The 18,844-nt window shown below is 70.0% G+C and carries 19 protein-coding genes; 6 read left to right on the plus strand and 13 right to left on the minus strand.

The window, feature by feature from the left end:
* Nucleotides 1–6: 6 nt before the first annotated feature.
* The 5 genes from OHT74_RS41465 to OHT74_RS41485 form a co-directional block, all read right to left on the minus strand.
* Nucleotides 7–1,194 carry an NAD(P)/FAD-dependent oxidoreductase gene (locus OHT74_RS41465; protein WP_266674319.1) on the minus strand — a complete coding sequence of 396 codons (1,188 nt, stop codon included), beginning with the start codon at nt 1,192–1,194 and terminating at the stop codon, nt 7–9.
* 233 nt (nt 1,195–1,427) lie between these two features.
* Nucleotides 1,428–1,658: an acyl carrier protein gene (locus tag OHT74_RS41470; RefSeq protein ID WP_266674558.1), complete on the minus strand. Its 231-nt coding sequence runs from the start codon at nt 1,656–1,658 to the stop codon at nt 1,428–1,430.
* 34 nt (nt 1,659–1,692) lie between these two features.
* Nucleotides 1,693–3,276: an amino acid adenylation domain-containing protein gene (locus tag OHT74_RS41475; protein ID WP_266674317.1), complete on the minus strand. Its 1,584-nt coding sequence runs from the start codon at nt 3,274–3,276 to the stop codon at nt 1,693–1,695.
* A 92-nt stretch (nt 3,277–3,368) separates the two neighbouring features.
* The gene (locus OHT74_RS41480) at nt 3,369–4,046 is read right to left on the minus strand and encodes an LmbU family transcriptional regulator (RefSeq protein ID WP_266674315.1); all 678 of its coding nucleotides are present in this window, start codon (nt 4,044–4,046) and stop codon (nt 3,369–3,371) included.
* A 163-nt stretch (nt 4,047–4,209) separates the two neighbouring features.
* Complete coding sequence (locus OHT74_RS41485; RefSeq protein WP_328623579.1) at nt 4,210–4,425, minus strand: MbtH family protein; 216 nt, start codon at nt 4,423–4,425, stop codon at nt 4,210–4,212.
* A gap of 716 nt (nt 4,426–5,141) precedes the next feature.
* Between OHT74_RS41485 and OHT74_RS41490 the strand changes: the two genes are divergently transcribed.
* Both OHT74_RS41490 and OHT74_RS41495 read left to right on the plus strand, forming a co-directional pair.
* Entirely contained in the window at nt 5,142–5,891 is a 750-nt protein-coding gene (locus tag OHT74_RS41490; protein WP_266674311.1) for a thioesterase II family protein, read from the plus strand.
* A gap of 78 nt (nt 5,892–5,969) precedes the next feature.
* Nucleotides 5,970–6,995, plus strand: coding sequence for an AfsR/SARP family transcriptional regulator (locus OHT74_RS41495; protein WP_328623580.1), 1,026 nt, complete (start codon nt 5,970–5,972; stop codon nt 6,993–6,995).
* Between the two features lie 29 nt (nt 6,996–7,024).
* On the opposite strand, the gene OHT74_RS41500 is transcribed toward OHT74_RS41495, so the two are convergent.
* The 4 genes from OHT74_RS41500 to OHT74_RS41515 form a co-directional block, all read right to left on the minus strand.
* Nucleotides 7,025–8,254 carry an acetylornithine transaminase gene (locus tag OHT74_RS41500; protein ID WP_266674307.1) on the minus strand — a complete coding sequence of 410 codons (1,230 nt, stop codon included), beginning with the start codon at nt 8,252–8,254 and terminating at the stop codon, nt 7,025–7,027.
* A 70-nt stretch (nt 8,255–8,324) separates the two neighbouring features.
* On the minus strand, nt 8,325–9,476 hold the full coding sequence (argJ, locus tag OHT74_RS41505) for a bifunctional glutamate N-acetyltransferase/amino-acid acetyltransferase ArgJ (protein ID WP_328623581.1): 1,152 nt from the start codon (nt 9,474–9,476) through the stop codon (nt 8,325–8,327).
* A gap of 22 nt (nt 9,477–9,498) precedes the next feature.
* Nucleotides 9,499–10,527 (minus strand): N-acetyl-gamma-glutamyl-phosphate reductase, encoded by a 1,029-nt coding sequence (gene argC, locus OHT74_RS41510; protein WP_328623582.1) that lies wholly within the window; start codon nt 10,525–10,527, stop codon nt 9,499–9,501.
* 234 nt (nt 10,528–10,761) lie between these two features.
* Entirely contained in the window at nt 10,762–11,934 is a 1,173-nt protein-coding gene (locus OHT74_RS41515) for a serine hydrolase domain-containing protein (protein ID WP_266674301.1), read from the minus strand.
* A gap of 431 nt (nt 11,935–12,365) precedes the next feature.
* Between OHT74_RS41515 and OHT74_RS41520 the strand changes: the two genes are divergently transcribed.
* Entirely contained in the window at nt 12,366–12,977 is a 612-nt protein-coding gene (locus OHT74_RS41520) for an LmbU family transcriptional regulator (protein WP_266636612.1), read from the plus strand.
* Between the two features lie 27 nt (nt 12,978–13,004).
* Here the strand turns inward: OHT74_RS41520 and OHT74_RS41525 are convergent, their stop codons facing one another.
* A complete protein-coding gene (locus OHT74_RS41525; protein WP_266674299.1) occupies nt 13,005–13,649 on the minus strand; it encodes an FMN-binding negative transcriptional regulator in 645 nt (214 codons plus the stop codon).
* A gap of 316 nt (nt 13,650–13,965) precedes the next feature.
* On the opposite strand from OHT74_RS41525, the gene OHT74_RS41530 reads away from it, so the two are divergent.
* The gene (locus OHT74_RS41530) at nt 13,966–15,321 is read left to right on the plus strand and encodes a lysine N(6)-hydroxylase/L-ornithine N(5)-oxygenase family protein (protein ID WP_328623583.1); all 1,356 of its coding nucleotides are present in this window, start codon (nt 13,966–13,968) and stop codon (nt 15,319–15,321) included.
* Nucleotides 15,322–15,363: 42 nt separating this feature from the next.
* On the opposite strand, the gene OHT74_RS41535 is transcribed toward OHT74_RS41530, so the two are convergent.
* Nucleotides 15,364–15,585, minus strand: a complete 222-nt coding sequence (locus OHT74_RS41535) for an MbtH family protein (protein WP_266674296.1) — start codon at nt 15,583–15,585, stop codon at nt 15,364–15,366.
* A gap of 430 nt (nt 15,586–16,015) precedes the next feature.
* Here OHT74_RS41535 and argB point away from each other — a divergent pair, with 430 nt between their 5' ends.
* Both argB and OHT74_RS41545 read left to right on the plus strand, forming a co-directional pair.
* A complete protein-coding gene (argB, locus tag OHT74_RS41540; protein ID WP_328623584.1) occupies nt 16,016–16,930 on the plus strand; it encodes an acetylglutamate kinase in 915 nt (304 codons plus the stop codon).
* A gap of 55 nt (nt 16,931–16,985) precedes the next feature.
* Nucleotides 16,986–17,333: a hypothetical protein gene (locus tag OHT74_RS41545; RefSeq protein ID WP_328623585.1), complete on the plus strand. Its 348-nt coding sequence runs from the start codon at nt 16,986–16,988 to the stop codon at nt 17,331–17,333.
* 92 nt (nt 17,334–17,425) lie between these two features.
* Here OHT74_RS41545 and OHT74_RS41550 read toward each other — a convergent pair whose 3' ends face one another.
* Entirely contained in the window at nt 17,426–17,887 is a 462-nt protein-coding gene (locus OHT74_RS41550) for a nuclear transport factor 2 family protein (protein ID WP_266674292.1), read from the minus strand.
* Nucleotides 17,888–18,020: 133 nt separating this feature from the next.
* Nucleotides 18,021–18,797 carry a VOC family protein gene (locus OHT74_RS41555; protein WP_267003556.1) on the minus strand — a complete coding sequence of 259 codons (777 nt, stop codon included), beginning with the start codon at nt 18,795–18,797 and terminating at the stop codon, nt 18,021–18,023.
* Nucleotides 18,798–18,844 lie beyond the last annotated feature (47 nt).

Consider the following 18,844-nt stretch of genomic DNA (forward strand, 5'->3'; position numbering starts at 1 on the left):
CGTCACTCAGCTCTGGTCGAGCAGGGTCAAAAGTTCGTCGTTGTAGAAGTCGTCGATGGAGCACGCCCCCGACAGCGTCGAGAAGTACCGGTCGATGTGCTCCTGGTGGCCGACCAGCTTCCGCAGCATGTCGACCCGGCCCTCGGGCTTGAGCTCGGCCACGTTGAGCGCGCCCTGGTAGTGGTTGAGGGCTTCGTTGCTCAGCTCGTTCTCGTAGCGCCTCAGCGCCGACTTGAGCTTGGCGTCGTCGTGCAGGCCGTCCCCGATGAAATCGGTGAGGTTCTGGGCCTGGACGAAGGCTTCGGTGATGCCGCGGGCGGTGATGGAGTCCTTGTGGTTCACCGCGTCGCCGACCAGCGCCCACCCGGGCCCGTAGGCCTTGCGGAAGTAGTTGTCCTGGTGGCCCGTGCCGTACAGCTGCTCCACGCGCTCGCCCGACTGCATGCGCTCCCACAGCTCGGGCGCCGTCGTACGGAAGGCATCGAGGTAGGCGGGTTCGACCGCCTTGCGGACCGCGCCGAAGTCAGCCTGGGGGAAGTAGGCCATGAGCAGCGTGAGGTCGTTGTTGGTCGGCAGCACGCCGATCCAGTGGCCCGGCTGCTCGTACAGCTCGAAGTCCGAGGGGACCCCGGCCCAGTAGCTGTAGTAGGTGCAGGTCAGCCGCGGGTGCTCGATGACGTTCTCCGCGCCGACCTTGCGCGCGACCAGCGAGCGCATGCCATCCGCGCCGACGACCAGGCGGGCCCGTTCCGTCGCCTCGGCGCCGCCGGGCGTGGTGTACCGCACGCCGACGACCCGGCCGTCCTCGAACAGCAGGTCGTTGACGGCGCAGCCCTCCTGGAACTCGACGCCGGCCTCGACGGCGCCCTCCGCCAGGATCGGGTCGAGCACGAAGCGCCGCGGCGCGTACGTGGCCGTCAGGCCGTCCATCGGCAGGGAGAAGCCCTCGATGCGGACACCGGGGCCCTCGTAGACCTGCTTGGTGATCGGCCGGCAGCCCGCGTCGCGGAGCTTGTCGAGCAGTCCCCACCGGTTGAGCAGCGCGACGCCCTGCATGTGCAGGTAGTGCGAGGACAGCGTGTCCTGAGGGAATCGTGCTTTCTCCAGGAGCAGCACTCGATAACCCTGCTGCGCAAATAGCATGGCCGTCGGCGAGCCCGCGCAACGGGCACCGATGACAATCACGTCGTACATGGCGCCTCCGCCTCTCTTACCAGGTAGTTTTTGACCCAACGCGGCAGCAACCGGAAATCCGTTGCGATTGAGCGCGCTATCGAAGCAGCGGACCGAATAACCGCCGCCGAGCATGAATTCGATGCTAGCCGATTCGAACTGGCGGGATAAATAGAACCAGCGCGAGGAATACACGCCGACGCCGTGTCGTGTCTCGCCGGCGAGACACGACAGGCCATCGACCACGCCTGAAGCTACCGGGTCGGTACACCCAGGGATTCGATGTACGCAGAGATCGACGCCACCGTCGAGTTGAGGAACATCTGGTCCATCGGGACCTCGACGCCCAACTCGTCCATGAAAGCACCCTGAATCTTGACCATGATCAAGGACTGGCCGCCCAGGGCGAAGAAATCATCGTCGACCGATATCTCGTCCTGCTGGAGTTCCCGGCACCAAATGGCGCGCACGCTGTCGGCAATCATCACAGCCCTCTCGGTTGTCATCAAATTCCGTCGACTACGCGGCAATGCCGCTGTCGGCGAACTGCTTCCGGTGTGCATCGACCAGCGCGACGCGGTCGACTTTCCCGTGCGGGCTGAGCGGAAGCAGCGGGACGTTCACGAATGTGGCCGGCACCATGTTCCGCGGCAGCGTCTCCAGGAGGCCGGTGCGCAGGGCGTCCTCGGTGGGGTCGTCCCCCGCCGGGACGATGAACGCGATCAGCTCGGCCTCGCCGGCGTCGGTGTACGTGATGGCCACGGCGGCCTCGCGCACCCCGGCCAGCCGGGCGAGCGCGCGCTCGATGTCGGTGGGGTCGATGCGCATGCCGCGCACCTTCACCTGGGCGTCGATCCGGCCGAGGACGATGAGCTCGCCGGCCTCGTTCACGTGGCCGCGGTCGCCCGTGCGGTAGACCCGGAGCGGCTCCCCGTCGACCTCGATCGTCGTGAACTTGGCGTTCTCGGGACCGTTGTTGAGGTAGCCCGCGCCGACGCTGGCACCGGAAATGCAGATCTCGCCCTGCTCCCCCGGCGCGACACCGCGCAGGTCCTCGTCGACGAGGTGGATGTCGGTGTTGTAGGCCGGCTTGCCGACCGGCGGGACGTCGTGCTCGCCGGGCCGGTAGTCGGCCAGGTCGTACGAGGTCGCGACGTCCGTGCACTCGGCGACGCCGTACTGGTGCAGGAGGGTGCACGTGTTGCCCTCGCGCCGCGCCCAGTCCGTGAGCCGCTGGACCTTCAGGGCCTCGCCGCCGAAGAGTACGTAGTCGAGCTTGGCGAGGACGTCGCCGCCGCGCGCGGTCTCCCAGTCCACCAGCAGGTACAGCGTGCTGGAGGCGCAGTGCACCACACGGATGTCGCGCTCGCGGAGCAGGCGGTAGGCCATCATGGCGTCGAAGTTCCGGGTCGCCATCAGGTTCTGGGTGGCGCCGACGAACAGCGGTGTCATCAGGCTGCGCTGGGAGAGGTCGAACCCGAACGCGCTGACGACCAGGTGGTTCGACCCGCTGTGCAGGCCGTACTCGAGCTTCAGCCAGTTCATCAGGTTGAACCAGCCCTCGTGCCGCACCGCGGTCAGCTTGGGCGTACCGGTCGAACCGGACGTGAAGACCGCGTAGCAGATGTCGTCGCCGGTGACGGTGACGTCGGGAGCGGTCGACGGGAGAGCCGCCAGGCCGTCGGCGAGCTGCTCGAGGTCGATGACGTCGACGTCCGCCGACCCGACCATGTCGGCCGTGGCCGGGGAGGCGACGATCAGGGCGAGGTCGGGCACCTGGCCCAGCAGCAGCTGGAGCCGGGCCGCAGGGTAGGCCGGGTCGAACGGCACGTAGGCCGCGCCCGCCTTCAGGGTGCCGAGGATGGCAACGAGCATGTCGATCGAGTAGTCGAGACAGACGCCGACCTTCGCGCCCCGGCCGTGTCCGCGCTCGGCGAGGAAGTGGGCGAAACGATTCGCCTTCACGTCCAGCTCCGCGTACGTCAGCTCCTGGCCGGCCCAGAAGACGGCGACGGCGCCGGGCGCCGCCGCCACGTTCGCCTCGAACTGCTTGTGGACGACGGGCGCCGGGGGCAGGGCGACCCGCTTTCCCTGAAGGATCATCAACTGACTCCGATGTGAGAGGTGTCCGGTCGGACGAGCCGCCGGCGCACCCCCGGGAACGGGGGGCGGCCGGCACGGGGGGCGATGCGCCTCTAGGCGGTCCGGCGATCGGCGGTTTCGAGCACCTGGGCCACCCATTTGTCAACGGGCAGACCGTGCGCGGCAGCCGTCTTCGAGTAGTACTCCAGCTGGCTTGCGGACAGCTCTATGGTGAGCGTGGTGACCTTCTGCCGGCGCTTTTCGGCAGCTGCCGAGTCGGCCAGCCGGGGTACCTCTTGCTTCTCGTCGCCGCTGCCCGCGGGGACCTCGGTCGTGCTGCTCTGCACGGCCAGGCTGGCACGGACCGACCTGCGGAGTTCGTTGCGCGACCACTTCTGCTGCTCGGCCTTGCGCAGCCAGTAGTCCTGCTCCGGCGGCGACAGGCGGGCCACCTCGGCGTGGTGGGCGAAGCTGAGGCTGTCCCGCCTGCGGTGGTGCTCGAACCGGCGGCCCACCCAGGCGTAGTTGCGCAAGGTCTGGTAGTCGAGCCCCGTGCGCTCGATCGCCTCCTTGTACCGCCGCCACCCGTAGGTGGCCTCCCCGTAGCTCATCCAGTCGGCAAGCCACCACGCGGAGGAGTTCACGAGCTCGCGCAGGTTGGTCCCGATCTGCTCCCAGGACCGCTCCGACAGGTTCTGCGGGAAGACCATCCCCGACTTCTGCACCGTGGCCTGCGACCCCGCGAACGACACGACCGCATCGCGTTGCGCGGGCTCACCGCTGTTGCCCACCGGCCCCGCCTTGTATCTGCTGGCGGTCCTCACAGCGCCGCTCACAACCTTCATCTCCCCACTCAGAGTGTTTGCCTGGGCGTACACCGGTCGCTCGAGCGAGCACCCGGGTGGCGGTCACTGTCGTTCCACTGCGGTCGGCCTACGAGCATCCGAGCGGCGCTCAGCCCGCCGCCATGGCCTCGCGCAGGCTCTCGGGGCGCAGGTCGGTCCAGTTCTGCTCGACGTACTGCAGGCACTCGGACCTGGCCGCCTCACCGAAGACCACCCGCCAGCCCGCGGGCACCTCGGCGAATGCGGGCCAAAGGGAGTGCTGCTCCTCGTCGTTGACGACAACCCGGAAGCGGCCGTTCTCGTCGTCGAAGGGGTTCGTGCTCAACTGGCACCGTCCTTAACTGTCATGGGGTGACTCGGAGTTGGAGATGGCCCGGGCGCGGGCTCACCGATCGGCCCTGTCCGGTCGGCAGGACACCCGGCATCGGTGGCGACCCCGGCGTTCTGCCGCGTCACCGTAAGGACTCGGCCGTCAGCGGTACCAGGGCGGCAGGCCGGCCGACCTCCCGGTCGTCCTCTGCACCCCACTGGATTCATGGGAGACCGGCTGCCTCACGTTCCTGGGATGAGGACGTACGGCAGCCGATCGGCCCGTCCGCTGTCCGCTCCGGTTCGAGCGGTGGCGCGGGACCTCGGCCGTCTGGGTCGGGCCGCGGTCGTCGTACGGGCTTGGCTGCCCGCGTTGCCGGTAGCCGACTTGCCGCCACTGTATCCACGGCCCTTTTGAGACCCGGTCAAGGTCCGCTCGAGCGGCCGGGCGACGGAGGTCTCCGAGTACGTTCGGGGCGGTCTTCGCCGCTCACGGTGGCGAACCACTCGAGATCCGCACGGACCTCGCCGCAGTCACGCGCGGGATTTCAGGCCACTCCCCGACAGGCGCACGCTCTCTCCCCGGTGTCTGCCGCCCCGCGTCCGCGCCGCGCCACCTGAGGATCGCTCGAGAGCCGCCGCACCGGCGCCAGAGTCCGGCTGGTGCCCGCGCCCTGTCGGTCTTCCGGCGCTCTATGGTCCGAGGACGCGCGGCCGATCGGAGGGAGAGAGATGGACGGCACACGACCTGACTTGCGCCTGTTCGTCCTGCACCACGCGGGGGGCTCGCACCTGCTGTACCGCCACTGGCCCGCCGGACTGCCGGACACGTGGGACGTGACGCTGCTCGACGCCCCGGGCCACGGCCTCCTCCTCGACCAGCCGCAGATCGCGGACGCCGGCCGCCTCGCCGACCACCTGCTGCGCATCATCGAGCCCGAGCTGACGGGCGGCCCCTACGCCCTGTTCGGGCACAGCATGGGCGCCCTCCTCACGTACGAGATCACCCGGCGGGCCGTCGACCGGGGCCTGCCGCTGCCGGTGTGGATCGGGGTCTCCGCACGGACCGCACCACAGCCGGCGGGACCGGAGAACCGGTACCACCAGCTGCCCGACGCCGAGCTGCGGACCCGTCTGAAGCTGCTCGGCGGCACACCCGACGCGGTCTTCGACGACCCCGACCTGTGGGCCCTGTTCGAACCGGTCATCCGGGCCGACCTGCGCCTGGTGGAGACCTGGCGCCCCGTTCCCGGCACCGGTCCGCTGCCCGTGGCGCTGTCCGCCTACGCGGGCGGCGAGGACCACTCCGCCTCACCGGCTCGGATGACCGGCTGGGAAGAGCACACCGAGCACTTTCTGGGCCTGCGCGTCTTCGACGGCGGTCACTTCTACTTCCAGGACGATCCCGGGCCGCTGCTGCGGCAGATCGAACGGGACGCGACCACTGCGCTCGCCGCGGCGGGCGCGATGCGCTCCTCCTGAACCCTTCGGTGAACCGCCGACGCGTGGCCGCCCGACTCCTGCAACTGACTGAGATGCCAGCGTGTGTGAGGGGATGAGATGGAGTTCCGCCTGCTCGGTCTCGTGGAAGTCCAGGACGAACGGACCGGTCTGCGGATCGTTCCCACAGGTGCCAAGCAGCGTGCACTGCTGGGCGCACTGGTGGTGAAGGCCGGGCACAACGTCTCCGTGCAGCGGCTCATCGACGAGCTGTGGGGCGAGCACCCGCCCGCCAACGCGGCGAACGCGCTCCAGCTCCATGTGGCCCGGCTGCGCCGGCTGCTGTCCGGACCGGAGAGCCAGAGCGCCGAACAGCACGAACAGCACGCACGGCACCCGTGGATCGTGACCACCTCGCGCGGCTACACCCTGCAGCTCGCCCCCGTCGAGACGGACGCCGCGCGCTTCCAGCACCTGGCCGACGAGGCCCGGCGGATCCTGCCCGGCGACCCGGGGCAGGCCGGTGAGCTGCTGCGCCGGGCGCTGTCGCTGTGGCGCGGCCCGGCGCTGGAGGGCAGCGTGCTCGGCGACATCTGCGCGGGCAAGGCGGCCCAGCTCGAGGAACACCGGCTGACCGCTCTGGAGATGATGTACGACGCGTATCTGCGCACCGGGCGCCACGGCGAGATCACCGGCGAGCTGGTGGAGCTCACCACCGATCACCCCATGCGGGAGAGGTTCTACGACCTGCTGATGGTCGCCTTGTACCGCTGCGGCCGGCAGGCGGAAGCGCTCCGCGTGTACGAACGGGCGCGCAACCGCCTGGTGCACGAACTCGGTGTCGAGCCGGGCCCCGCTCTGCGCGGTCTGATGGAGGCGATCCTCCACCACGACCCCGCCCTCGCCGCGGCGGCGGGCACCCGCCCGGCCGGCCCGCCTCGGGCCGAGGCGCCCCGGGCCGAGTCGGCGCCCGCGGTGACGGACGCGACGGCCGACGACGCGGTGCTCCCCCTCTGCGAGGAGATAGCCCGCCTGCACCGCCGCATCGAGCGGCTGCAACAGGAGCAGAACCAACTGCTGTGCCGCTTCAACGAGCTGACGGCGAGCACCGCGCAGCGGGTGACCGCCGGCGCGGGGCTCGCCTAGTCGGGTCCGCCGGGACCCGCGGGGCGGGGTCAGGCCGCCGTCAGCACCGAGCCGAGGGTTTCGGACAGGGCCGCCCGGAAGCTGTCGAGGAACGTGTCCACCTCACGGTCCGACACGTTCAGCGGCGGGGCGAGCCGGATGACGTCCGGCATCACCGCGTTCACCAGGAGGCCCTTGTCCTGGGCCGCCTGCTGCACCTGCGCCGCGAACTTTCCGTTGAGCACGACGCCCAGCAGCAGGCCGGCGCCGCGGACCTCGCGCACCAGCGGGTGGTCCAGGGTCTCCAGGCCGCGCCGCAGCCGTTCCCCCGTCCAGGTCACGTGGTCGAGGATGCCCGTCCGCTCGATGGTGTCCAGTACGGCGAGGGCGCCCGCGCACACCACGGGGTTCCCGCTGAAGGTGGAGCCGTGCGCGCCGGGAGTGAGCAGCTCCGCAGCCGCGCCGAAGGCGAGCGTCGCGCCGATGGGCAGACCGCCGCCCAGGCCCTTGGCGAGGGTGACGACGTCCGCCTCGACGCCTTCGGCCTCGGCCGCGAACCAGCGGCCCGTGCGCCCGATGCCGGTCTGGATCTCGTCCAGGACGAGGAGGGTTCCGGTCGCTGCGGTGATCTCGCGGGCGGCCCGCAGGTAGCCGGGCGGAGGCACGACCACGCCGTTCTCCCCCTGCAGGGGTTCCAGCATCAGCAGCGCGGTGTGCGGGGTGACGGCGGCGCGCAAGGCCTCCACGTCCCCGAACGGCACGTGGCTGACGTCGCCCGGCAGCGGCTGGAAGGGGCGCTGCTTGGCCGGCTGGCCGGTGAGGGCCAGGGCCCCCATGGTGCGGCCGTGGAAGCCGCCGACGGCCGACACCATGTGCGTGCGGCCGGTGAGCCGGCCGATCTTGAAGGCCGCCTCGTTGGCCTCGGCGCCGGAGTTGGAGAAGTAGACCCGGCCCTGGCGCCCGGCGAGCTGTAGCAGGCGCTCGGCGAGGCGCACGGTCGGTTCGGCCATGAAGAGGTTCGAGACGTGTCCGAGTGAGGCGACCTGCTCGGAGACGGCCCGTACGACCGCGGGGTGCGCGTGGCCGAGCGAGTTGACCGCGATGCCGCCGACGAAGTCGAGGTACTCGTTGCCCTCCGCGTCCCAGACCTGGGTGCCCTCGCCCCGGACCAGGGGCAGCAGGGGGGTGCCGAAGTTGTCCATCATGACGCCCTGCCAGCGGCGGGTCAGCGCCGCGTTGCCCGCCCCGGTCAGGTCCGCCGTGTCCGCGCCGTTGCTCATGCCGTCGCTCCCTCGAAGCTCACGTCGTTGTTCACTGCGTACAGGGGGCCCTCATGAGACGCGGAAGCGCTCATGAGGCGTACTCGCTGTTCTCGTGGACGTACTCGGCGGTGAGGTCGTTGGCCCAGATCACGGCGGAGTCCGCGCCCGCGGCGAGGTCCACGGTGATCCCGACCTCGCGGCCGGTCATGTCCACCAGCGTGCGGTCCTCGCCCACCGATCCGTTCTTGCAGACCCACACGCCGTTGATGGCGACGTTGAGGCGGTCGGGCTCGAAGACGGCGGAGGTGGTGCCGATGGCGGACAGGACGCGGCCCCAGTTGGGGTCCTCGCCGTGGATGGCGCACTTGAGGAGGTTGTTGCGGGCGACGGAGCGGCCCACCTCGACGGCGTCGTCCTCGCTCGCGGCGCCCACGACCTCGATGCGGATCTCCTTGCTGGCGCCCTCGGCGTCCCCGATGAGCTGCCGCGCCAGGTCGGCGCAGACCGTGTGGACGGCCTCGGCGAACTCGGCGTATTCCGGGGTGACTTCGGAGGCCCCGGAGGAGAGCAGCAGCACGGTGTCGTTGGTGGACATGCAGCCGTCGGAGTCGACCCGGTCGAAGGTGGACCGGGTGGCGTCCCGCAGCGCCCGGTCCAAGGCCGCGCTGTCCAGGGCGGCGTCCGTGGTGAGCACGACGAGCATGGTGGCGAGGCCGGGGGCGAGCATCCCGGCGCCCTTGGCCATGCCGCCGACGGTCCACTCGCCGCGGGTGACGGCGGCCGTCTTGTGCACCGTGTCGGTGGTCATGACGGCGACTGCCGCGTCCTCGCCGCCGGACTCGGACAGCAGGGTGGCGGCGCTCTCGACGCCGGCCAGGATCCGGTCCATGGGCAGCGGCACGCCGATGAGCCCGGTGGAGCAGACCGCCACGTCCGCCGCGTCCAGGCCGAGCCGCTCGGCGGCCTTCTCGGCGGTGGCGTACGTGTCCTGGAAGCCCTGCGGCCCGGTGCAGGCGTTGGCGCCGCCGGAGTTGAGCACGACCGCGCGGATCTCGCCGTCGGCGAGTATCTGCCGGGACCACTGGACGGGGGCGGCCTGCACCCGGTTGGAGGTGAAGACGCCGGCCGCGGCGCTGCGCGGCCCGTTGTTGACGACGAGAGCCAGGTCTCGGTTGCCGTTCTGCTTGATTCCTGCGGCGATGCCCGCCGCCGTGAAGCCTCGTGCTGCGGTGACGCTCACTGCATCTCCTTGTTCGCCCAGCTCACGGTGCGACTCCGATCGTGGAAAGCCCCAGTCCCTCGGGCAGGCCGAAGGCGGCGTTCATGCTCTGGAGGGCACCGCCCGCGGTGCCCTTGGTGAGGTTGTCGATGGCGCTGATCGCGATGATCCGGCCGACCGCCGGGTCGAGGGCCACCTGGATCTGCGCGGCGTTCGATCCGTACACGGCCGCGGTGCTGGGCCACTGCCCCTCGGGCAGCAGCCGTACGAACGGCTCGTCGGCCAGGGCCTTCTCGTACGCGGCCCGTACGTCGTCCGCACCGACCCCGGGCCGCGCCGCGGCGGAGCAGGTGGCGAGGATGCCGCGCGGCATGGGGGCCAGGGTCGGGGTGAAGGAGACGGCGACCCGGCGACCCGCCGCGGCGCTGAGGTACTGCACCATCTCGGGCGTGTGCCGGTGGCCGCCGCCCACGCCGTACGGCCGCATGGAGCCCATGACCTCGCTGCCGAGCAGGTCCGCCTTGGGCGCCTTGCCGGCGCCGGACGTGCCGGACGCCGCGACGACCACCGCCTCGGGTTCGGCCAGTCCCGCCGCGTACGCGGGGAACAGGGCCAGCAGGACGGCGGTCGGGTAGCAGCCCGGCACCGCGATGCGCTTGGTCCCTGCCAGCGCGGCGCGGGATCCGGGCAGCTCGGGCAGGCCGTAGGGCCAGGTGCCCGCGTGCGGCGTGCCGTAGAACGTTTCCCAGTCGGCCGCGTCCGCGAGGCGGAAGTCCGCGCCGCAGTCGATGACGAGCGTTTCGTCGCCCAACTGCTCCGCGACGGCGGCGGACTGGCCGTGCGGGAGGGCGAGGAAGACGACGTCGTGCCCCTTGAGGGCGTCGGCGGTGGTGGGTTGTACCTCACGCCCGGCCAGCGGAGCCAGGTGCGGCTGCAGCGCGCCGAGGCGCTGTCCCGCGCTGGAATGCCCGGTCAGAGCACCGATCTCCACTTCGGGGTGGGCCAGGAGCAGGCGTAGGAGCTCGCCCCCCGCATATCCACTCGCCCCCGCCACGGCTGCTCGCACTGTCATGAACCCTCCCGATGTGACACACATGTCCTTCTCACGCGATCCGGGCCCTGTCACCCGTCGCGTTCGCCGTCCATACGACAGCCTCGGAATTGATTGCGGCTCGAAGGCACGGCTCACAGGTGCCGGCCCGCACCACGCCAACGGCTCGTCGTGCGGGCCGGCGTCCTGGTGTCGCCGGGTGTCACCGGGTGTCTCGGTCGGGGAGGGCGGCCTCGTGACCTGCCTCGGCGTGCGCTAGGGCGCGGCGCAGTACTCGGCGTTGAGGATGGTGAGGAGGTCGTCCGGTCGCCAGTCGCTGTTGTAGTTGAACGTGAGCTGGTGGCCGGCGTCCTCGGTGGTGGCGACCAGGGAGAGCCAGCCCACCGTGCCTCCGTCGCGGTACCAGATGGTGGTGCCGCAGCCCAGCGTCAGCCGCTCGAGGCCGAGGCCGTAGGACGAGAGCGGGAAGTCGGGGTTGACGACGGTCGTCTTCATCTCCGCCAGCTGCTTCGGCGGCAGCAGCTTCCCGCGCATCAGGGCGCTGTAGAACCGGTTCAGATCGGCTGCGCTGGAGATGATGTCGAGGTTGCCCCAGCTCTGCGACCCGTTGACCTCGGTGACGTCGTCGATCTTGTCCGGCTGCGTCTGGAAGAAGAGCTTGGAGTAGGCGCGGCTGCTCGGCTGGGGCAGGTTGACGCCGTTGCCGGGGGTGGACGTCGCCGTGAGCCCCAGGGGCTCGATGATGCGCTTGCGCACCTCGTCCTCGTACCGCTTGCCGCCGACCTTCTCGACGATCATCGCGGTCAGGATGTCGTTGGTGTTGGAGAACCCGTGCCGGGCGCCGGGCTGGAACACCGGCGCGTGGGAGAGGGCCACCTCCACGCGCTTGTTGTGCGGCATGGTCTCGTACCGGTGCTGGAGGTAGCCGTCGCCCAGGACGTACGTCGAGACGTAGTCGGCGTCGGCGAAGTAGTCGGACAGGCCGCTGGTGTGGTTGAGGAGCTGTCGTACGGTGATCGCGCGGCCGTCGTTGCCGTTGCCCGTCACCACGCCCGGCAGATGGCGCTCCACGGTGTCGTCGAGGCTGAGCTTCTTCTCCGCCTCCATCTGGAGGAGGACCGTCGCCACGAAGGTGGCGGTGACGTGCCCGACGCGGAACCGGTCGTTCTTGCCGCGCGGTGCACCCGTCTTCATGTTGCCCACGCCGGATGCCGACTTCCAGATGCCGTTGGCATCCCGCGCTTCGACCGTGATGCCGGGGATGCCGGCAGCCACGGCAGCGTCGATCGCGCGCTGCGTCGCCTGGTGGTCGGCCGCCTTCGCGGCCGTGTCCTCCGCTGCCTGGGCGGGAGCGGTGAAGGCGGTGGCCATGATCGCGAGTGCCGCCAGACCGACCACGCCGACCCCTGGTCGCTTTCGTATCGTCATCTTCATTCCCCGTCCTGAAGGTCGTCCGAATTTGGCTGATGCGGTACTTGTGCGGTCCTTCGGCGAAATCGAACCACGGCATGAAAATACCTGCCCACTGGTTCTTTTTCGACATTCAGGCGGCCGAATTACGTGCACAAGCAGGCTCATTGACGTCCCGCGGCCGCAAACTCGGGCGGGAAACAGAGCGGTGGCCGGCAATGAATTCCGGTCGGGATTGGACATGCGGTCGCGCTTCGTCCTGTCGACAGGACACCGTGCGGCCGTTCGAACGCCGCTCCGGTACCGCTCCAGCCCGCCCCGCGAAACTTCTCGCCGGTTATATACACCCTTCTGATGGAGGCATGATGGCACGTCAGGCCGGTCTAACCGCAGGGCCGCATGGCGGCCCGGCAGCCGCTCCCCCGCAGCCCCCGGCACGGCAGCCGCGCATGGCGGGGGCCGCGCCGCGCCGGGGCCAGGTGCTGACGACCAAGGTGGGCCTGCAGATGCCGACCGGGATGGCCTACGACGAGTGGGAGCGGGCCGGGCGCCAGCTCGCCGGCGTCCTCGACTCGTCCTCCTGGTGGCTGGGCGACTGGCTGAGATACGGCAAGGACCACTACACCGACCGGTACCAGCGCGGGATACAGGCCGTCGGCCTCTCGTACCAGACCCTGCGCAACTACGCATGGGTCTCACGGCGCTTCGACTTCACCCGGCGCCGGCCCACCCTGAGCTTCCAGCACCATGCCGAGCTGGCCTCCATGCCGGTCGAGGACCAGGACCGCTGGCTCGACCGCGCCGAGCAGGGGCAGTGGACCACCAAGCAGCTGCGCGGCGCCATCCGCGCCGCGCGCCAGGGCGAGCAGCTGCCCCGCACTCCCACCGAGCCGAGCCGCCGTCTGGAGGTCCCCGGCAGCCGTGTCCAGTGGTGGCACAAGGCCGCGGAGCAGCTGGGCGTCGACTTCGAGCAGTGGGTGATGACCACGCTGGACAGCGCGGCCGCGAGCGCCCTGGACGACCTCGCCGAGCAGACCCGGCCCGTGGCCGTCAGCGCCTGAGTCCCCGGCGCCGAGGCCTTCGGTGCGTCAGGACAGCCGGCTCATCAGCCCGGCGGTCTCGCGCTTGTACGTGCACGCGCTCTGCCCGAACGACTCACGCACCCGGTCGCGCACCTCGTCCGGCTGCTCCTGGCTGAGCTTGAACATGCCCTCGGCCCCGGTCACCGTGAACCGGAAGGCCCCCACGGCGGGCGCGATCTTGCGGAAGTAGCCGAGCGACTCGGTCATGTCCCAGCCGTTGCCGAACCGCCCCTCGAAGGCGCGCACGGTGGACTCCACCACGCTCAGCGTCTCGTCCATCGAGTCGATCTTCTCCACCACGCCCCGGACGTGCACCGCGGTGAAGTTCCAGGTCGGGGCGGCCGGCGTCTTCTCGTACACCGTGGGCGACACGTAGGAATGCGGACCGGTGAACGTCAGCAGCAGGACGCCGCCCGTCTCCAGCGCCGACCAGTGCGGGTTCGCCCGGTTCATGTGTCCGAGCAGCGTGGCACCCGGCAGCTCGCCGGACCAGTCGCCGGACGTCTCGGGGTCGAAGATGACCGGGAGGTGCGTGGCGAACGGACCGTTCTCGGGGCTGCCATTGGCCACCGCGAGCGCCAGTGGATTACCACGGATCAGGTCCACCATCCACGAACTGTCCGGTTCGCGGTAAGAGCTGGGCACGAACATTCGGATACACCCTTTCGACAATTGGCTCAGGGCATGACCCTGGCTCAGGGCATGACTGATCGCATTACTCCGGACACGGGATACAAGGGCCATCGGCCACCGGCCGCGTCACGCGAAGATCTTGATAATCCGCGCCGACCATATCGCCGTCCCGTCGACAGGACAAAGCCCTCGGATAATCGAGCGACTCAAGAAGCACTCAAAACAGTCTTCAGGCCGTCTTCAAGTTGCCTTGAGATACTCTCGGGAGCAACACTGCAGAACGGTCTCTCGGGCCACCGGCCGAGTTTTCCAGACGCAAGCGGGAGAAATTTCTATGGGCATAACTGGCAGGCGCAACCAAGAGATCTACGACGTGGTCGGCATCGGCTTCGGCCCGTCCAACATGTCGCTCGCGATCGCCTTGGAGGAGCACGGGGCGAGCGCTCCGCAGCATCCGGTCAAGTCCCATTTCTTCGAGCGACAGCCCTCGTTCGGCTGGCACCGGAACATGCTGCTGCCGTCGACGACCATGCAGATTTCATTCCTCAAGGACCTCGCGACCTTCAGGAATCCGATGTCCCGGTTCAGCTTCATCTCGTACCTGCACGCCTCCAACCGGCTGGTGCAGTTCGTGAACAACCAGGACTTCTTCCCGACCCGGCACGAATTCCACCAGTACCTGGACTGGGCGGCCGCCGGCCTCCGCGACAAGGTCACCTACGGCGCCGAGGTCACCTCGATCCGGCCCGTCACCGAGGCCGGGTCACGGACGCCCAACCTCCTCGAGATCGAGGTGCGCAGCGGCGACGGCACCACCAGCGTGGTCACCGCACGCAACGTGACCATCTCGACGGGCCTGGTGCCGCGCCTGCCGGATGGTGTGACGTCCGACGAGCGGGTGTGGCACAGCTCGGAGTTCCTGGGCAAGTTCAACGCCCAGGCCTCGGGCGACCTCAAGAGCGTGGCGGTGGTCGGCGCCGGCCAGAGCGCGGCCGAGATCACCCGGTTCCTCTACGACTCGCTGCCGCACGCACAGGTCTCCGCGGTCATCCCGTCGTACGGCTACTCCGTCGCCGACGACACCCCCTTCGCCAACCAGGTGTTCGACCCCGACGCGGTCGACGAGTACTACTTCGGCACCGAGCGGGCACGGGACGCGTTCTGGCGCTATCACCGCAACACCAACTACTCGGTGGTCGACGCCGACGTCATCCGGGCCCTGTACCAGCGTTCGTACGAGGAGCAGGTGCGCGGCGGCAGCCAGCGGCTGCACTTCCGCAACCTCACCCGGGTCGCCGAGGTCGAACGCGTCGGAAGCGGGGCGCGGGTGGTCCTGCACTCGCTGCTCGACGACCGGACGGAGGAGCTGGCCGTCGACGCGCTGGTGTTCGCCACCGGCTACGACGGCCTGGACCCGGCCCGCCTGCTCGGCGACTTCGACCAGCACTTCCAGCGCGACGCGGCGGGCAGGCACCGGGTGGAGCGCGACTACCGCCTCGTCACCGCATCGGGACTGACCTGCGGCGTCTATCTCCAGGGCGGCACCGAGCACACCCACGGCATGTCGTCGTCCCTGCTGTCGAACATCGCGGTACGCAGCGGCGAGATCGCCGATTCGATCGTGCTGCGGCGCACCGAGCGGGAGCTGGACCTCAACCACCCCGTGGCGGAAGCGTCCTCGGCCGCCTGACGCGGCACACCCCACGGCGGTTCCGGGCCGTGCCCGGTCAGCTCACGCGGCGTCGGCGACCATCGCGTCCCGCAGGCTCTGCGGCCGCAGGTCGGTCCACTTGTCCTCCACGTACGTGAGGCACTTGTCGCGGCTCTCCTCGCCGAACACGATGCGCCAGCCGGTCGGAACCTCGGTGAACGAGGGCCACAACGAGTGCTGCTGCTCGTCGTTCACCAGAACGTAGAACCGGCCGTCGGCGTCGTCGAACGGGTTGCTGCTCATCAATCCACTCCAATTCAAGCCGTCCACGATTCACTTTCGAGAAGAAAATGAATCATCATCCATCGGTGGGATGGAGTTGGCGAGACCGCCAAGCCAGATCATGCACGTTTCGGGAACCCGTGGAGTCCTGCGGGACCCAATACCTCGATATCTGCCGTCCACTGTCCTGTCGACAGGACGTGTCCCGAAAGCGGGACACACTCATGTGGCAGAATCGGTCGCCTTTTCGAGCGAGTCGACCGGAATCGGCTTCCGTCGGCCCGCGTCCGCGCGCGATGATTACGGCACGAGCACAGCTCGGGCCGAAATGTATTCACCATCCCAAAAGCCCGCAGCACAGCCAAGTGTTTTCGTGCCGTTCTCGAGCGCACGTCCACCGGCCATCGGGCCCGGCCCGTCGCCGGGGTCTTCCACAGAAGGAGTCGTGCCAATGACCGCCACCGCCAGCATGCACCCGGCCATGGCCAAGGCCCAGTCCATCGGCGACGCCCTGCCGTGGCTGGCCCGCCACCAGGGCCGGACGGTCGTCATCAAGCTGGGCGGACACGCCATGGTCAACGAGGAGCTCACGGCGGCCTTCGCCCGCGACATCGTCTTCCTGCGCTATGCCGGGCTGCGGCCCGTGGTGGTGCACGGAGGAGGCCCACAGATCGATGCCGAGCTCGCGCGGCGGGGCCTGGAGCGCGAGTTCAGAGCCGGACTCCGCGTCACCTCGCCGGCCGCGATGGACGTGGTACGGATGGTCCTCGCCGGCCAGGTGCAGCGCGAACTGGTCGGGCTGATCAACCGCTTCGGCCCCCTCGCCGTCGGTATGACCGGCGAGGACGCGGACACCCTCACCGCGGTGCGGCACGTGCCGTGGATCGACGGGGAGCCGGTGGACGTCGGCCGGGTCGGCGACATCACCCGCGTGGACACCGGCGCCCTGGACAGCCTGCTGGCGGACGGCCGGATCCCGGTGGTCTCGCCGCTCGCCCGCAGCGCCGAGGACGGCCTGGTCTACAACGTCAACGCCGACACGGCGGCGGCAGCGCTCGCGACCGCGCTGCGTGCCGAGGCGCTCGTCATGATGACGGACGTCGCGGGTCTGTACGCGGGCTGGCCGCACAGTGACGAGGTCATCCAGCGGCTCACGGCCTGCGAGCTGGAGAAGCTCCTGCCGGAGCTGAGCGACGGCATGGTGCCCAAGATGACCGGTTGCCTGCAGGCCGTGCGGGGTGGCGTGGGCGCGGCCCGGGTGATCGACGGACGGGTCCCGCACTCGGTTCTCCTCCAGATGTTCACGGACGACGGGGTCGGCACGGTGATCGTGCCGGACCCGGACGAGGCGGAGATCCTGCGGTGAGCGATCAGCAGCGACAGCGAACGACGACACTCGAGCGAAGGGGAGGGCACCGCCGGTGACACGCACACCTCGGGAGCTCACGGTGGTCCCGCCCCCCTCCGGCCCGCCCCGGAACGGCCCGCCCCGCAACGGTCCGCCCGACGGACTCGTCCGCCTGCGGTTCGCCGATGGGATCGCGCTCGAACGTGCCGCCGCCGCGTTCGGCGCCGGATCGAGCCCGGGCCTCGGGGAGGCGTGGAGCGACCCGGCGACGCTCACCCTCCGGATCCCCGCCGACGCCGGCATCGAGACCCTGCGGACCGTGCTCGCGATCCTCGACGCGGCAGCGATCACCTCGGAGTCGCTCACCGTGCACACGCACGAACTCGACGACGTCTTCGCCGCGTTCACCAGCCTGCCCTGATATCCGGGCGGGGACCGTCGCCGGCCGCGCAGCAGCACGGCGAGGCCACCGCCTGTCCGGCGGTGGCCTCGACTCCGTGTCACGACAGTGGCTCAGGCCAGGTCGTCGCGGATCACCCGGCGGTGCGCGATGCGCCACTCGCCGCGGCTGCGGACCAGGACGTCCTCCATGACGCACACGTACAGGACCTTGGAGCTGCCTCCGGCCGGCGTGGCGTACACCAGGGCCGAGCAGCGGGTGTGCAGCGATCCGTCCGCCCGGGGCTGTACGTCGAGCATGCCGACCCAGTGGCCGAGGGGGCTGCCGGAGCGCCGTTGCGCGGCCGCGCCGGCGCGCTCGTAGCGGGCGAGCCCGGTGCGGGCAGGCACCGGGTCGGCCAGGGAAGGCAGTTCGAGGACGGCGTCCTCGGTGAAGGTGCCCGCCCAGCGCTCGGTGTCGTGCGCGTCGAGGATCTGCATCTGGAGGGCGTAGAACTGCTGCGCCTGCGCGTACAGGGCGGCGAACTCCTGGCCCTGGAGCGTACGTTCGGCAGTGGACACCATCTCGACGGTCATGATCCAGGCCTCCAGGGAATCCGTACTCGGTACGGACAGTCTTTGAGGCGCGGATCGAGCATCCTTCAAATACTCCTCAAGCACTCCCGCCGGCGGCGGATGTGCCTCAAGGGGCCGGTCCGGCAGCGGGCTGTCACCGGGCCCAGGGCAGTTCGCGGGTGCCTTCGGTGCCGGGCACGGAGACCACGCCGTCCGCGCGCATGGCGACGTGGGCCTCGGCCGCCTGCGGGGCGTGGACCTGACGGAGCGCTTCCGGCGGCAGGACGAGGGTCTGGCCGGCGGCGATCTTCTCGGTGCGGCCTCCGCACGTGACCTCGAGGACGCCTGCGGTCACCGTCCAGACCTGTTCACGGCTGACGGAGTGCTCGGGGCCGCTGCGGCCGGCCTCCATCGCGACGGTCCAGGTGCTGAGTTCCGTACTCCCTCGGCTGGGAGCGGCCAGGCCGGTCATACGGGCGTTCGGGGACTCGGTGACGTTCTCGGCGGTGGGGGTGATCACGAGCATGGCGGGGTCCTCCTCGGTCTGTGCGGACTCGTCGGGGGTGGCCCATTCGACGAGCTGGACGACGATTCCGTTCGGGTCGGTCAGCTGGAACAGCCGCTCGCCCCAGGGTTCTTCGCGCAGCGGCATGGTGACCGGGGCTCCGGCCTCGCGCAGGCGCCGCTCCTCGGCTTCGATGCCGGCGACGGTGAGCGCGAAGATCAGGCCCGTGGCCTGCCGGTCACGCTGCTCGGGCGGCAGCACTTCGCTGCCGCGGCGCAGCAGCACGATGTCGGCGGCATCGTCGCCGCGGGTCAGGGACGCGAAGCCGTCGGCGGCCATGGCGACCGCATAGCCGAGGTGCGTGCAGAAGAAGTCGCGGGAGGCGGCCACGTCGGCGACGGTGAGGGACAGGGTGGAGGCGGTCACGTTCAAGGTGTCTCCTGTCGGGTTGGCCGCGCCGGGTCCGGGCGCTG

The sequence above is a fragment of the Streptomyces sp. NBC_00354 genome (assembly GCF_036106915.1).
Lineage (GTDB): Bacteria > Actinomycetota > Actinomycetes > Streptomycetales > Streptomycetaceae > Streptomyces.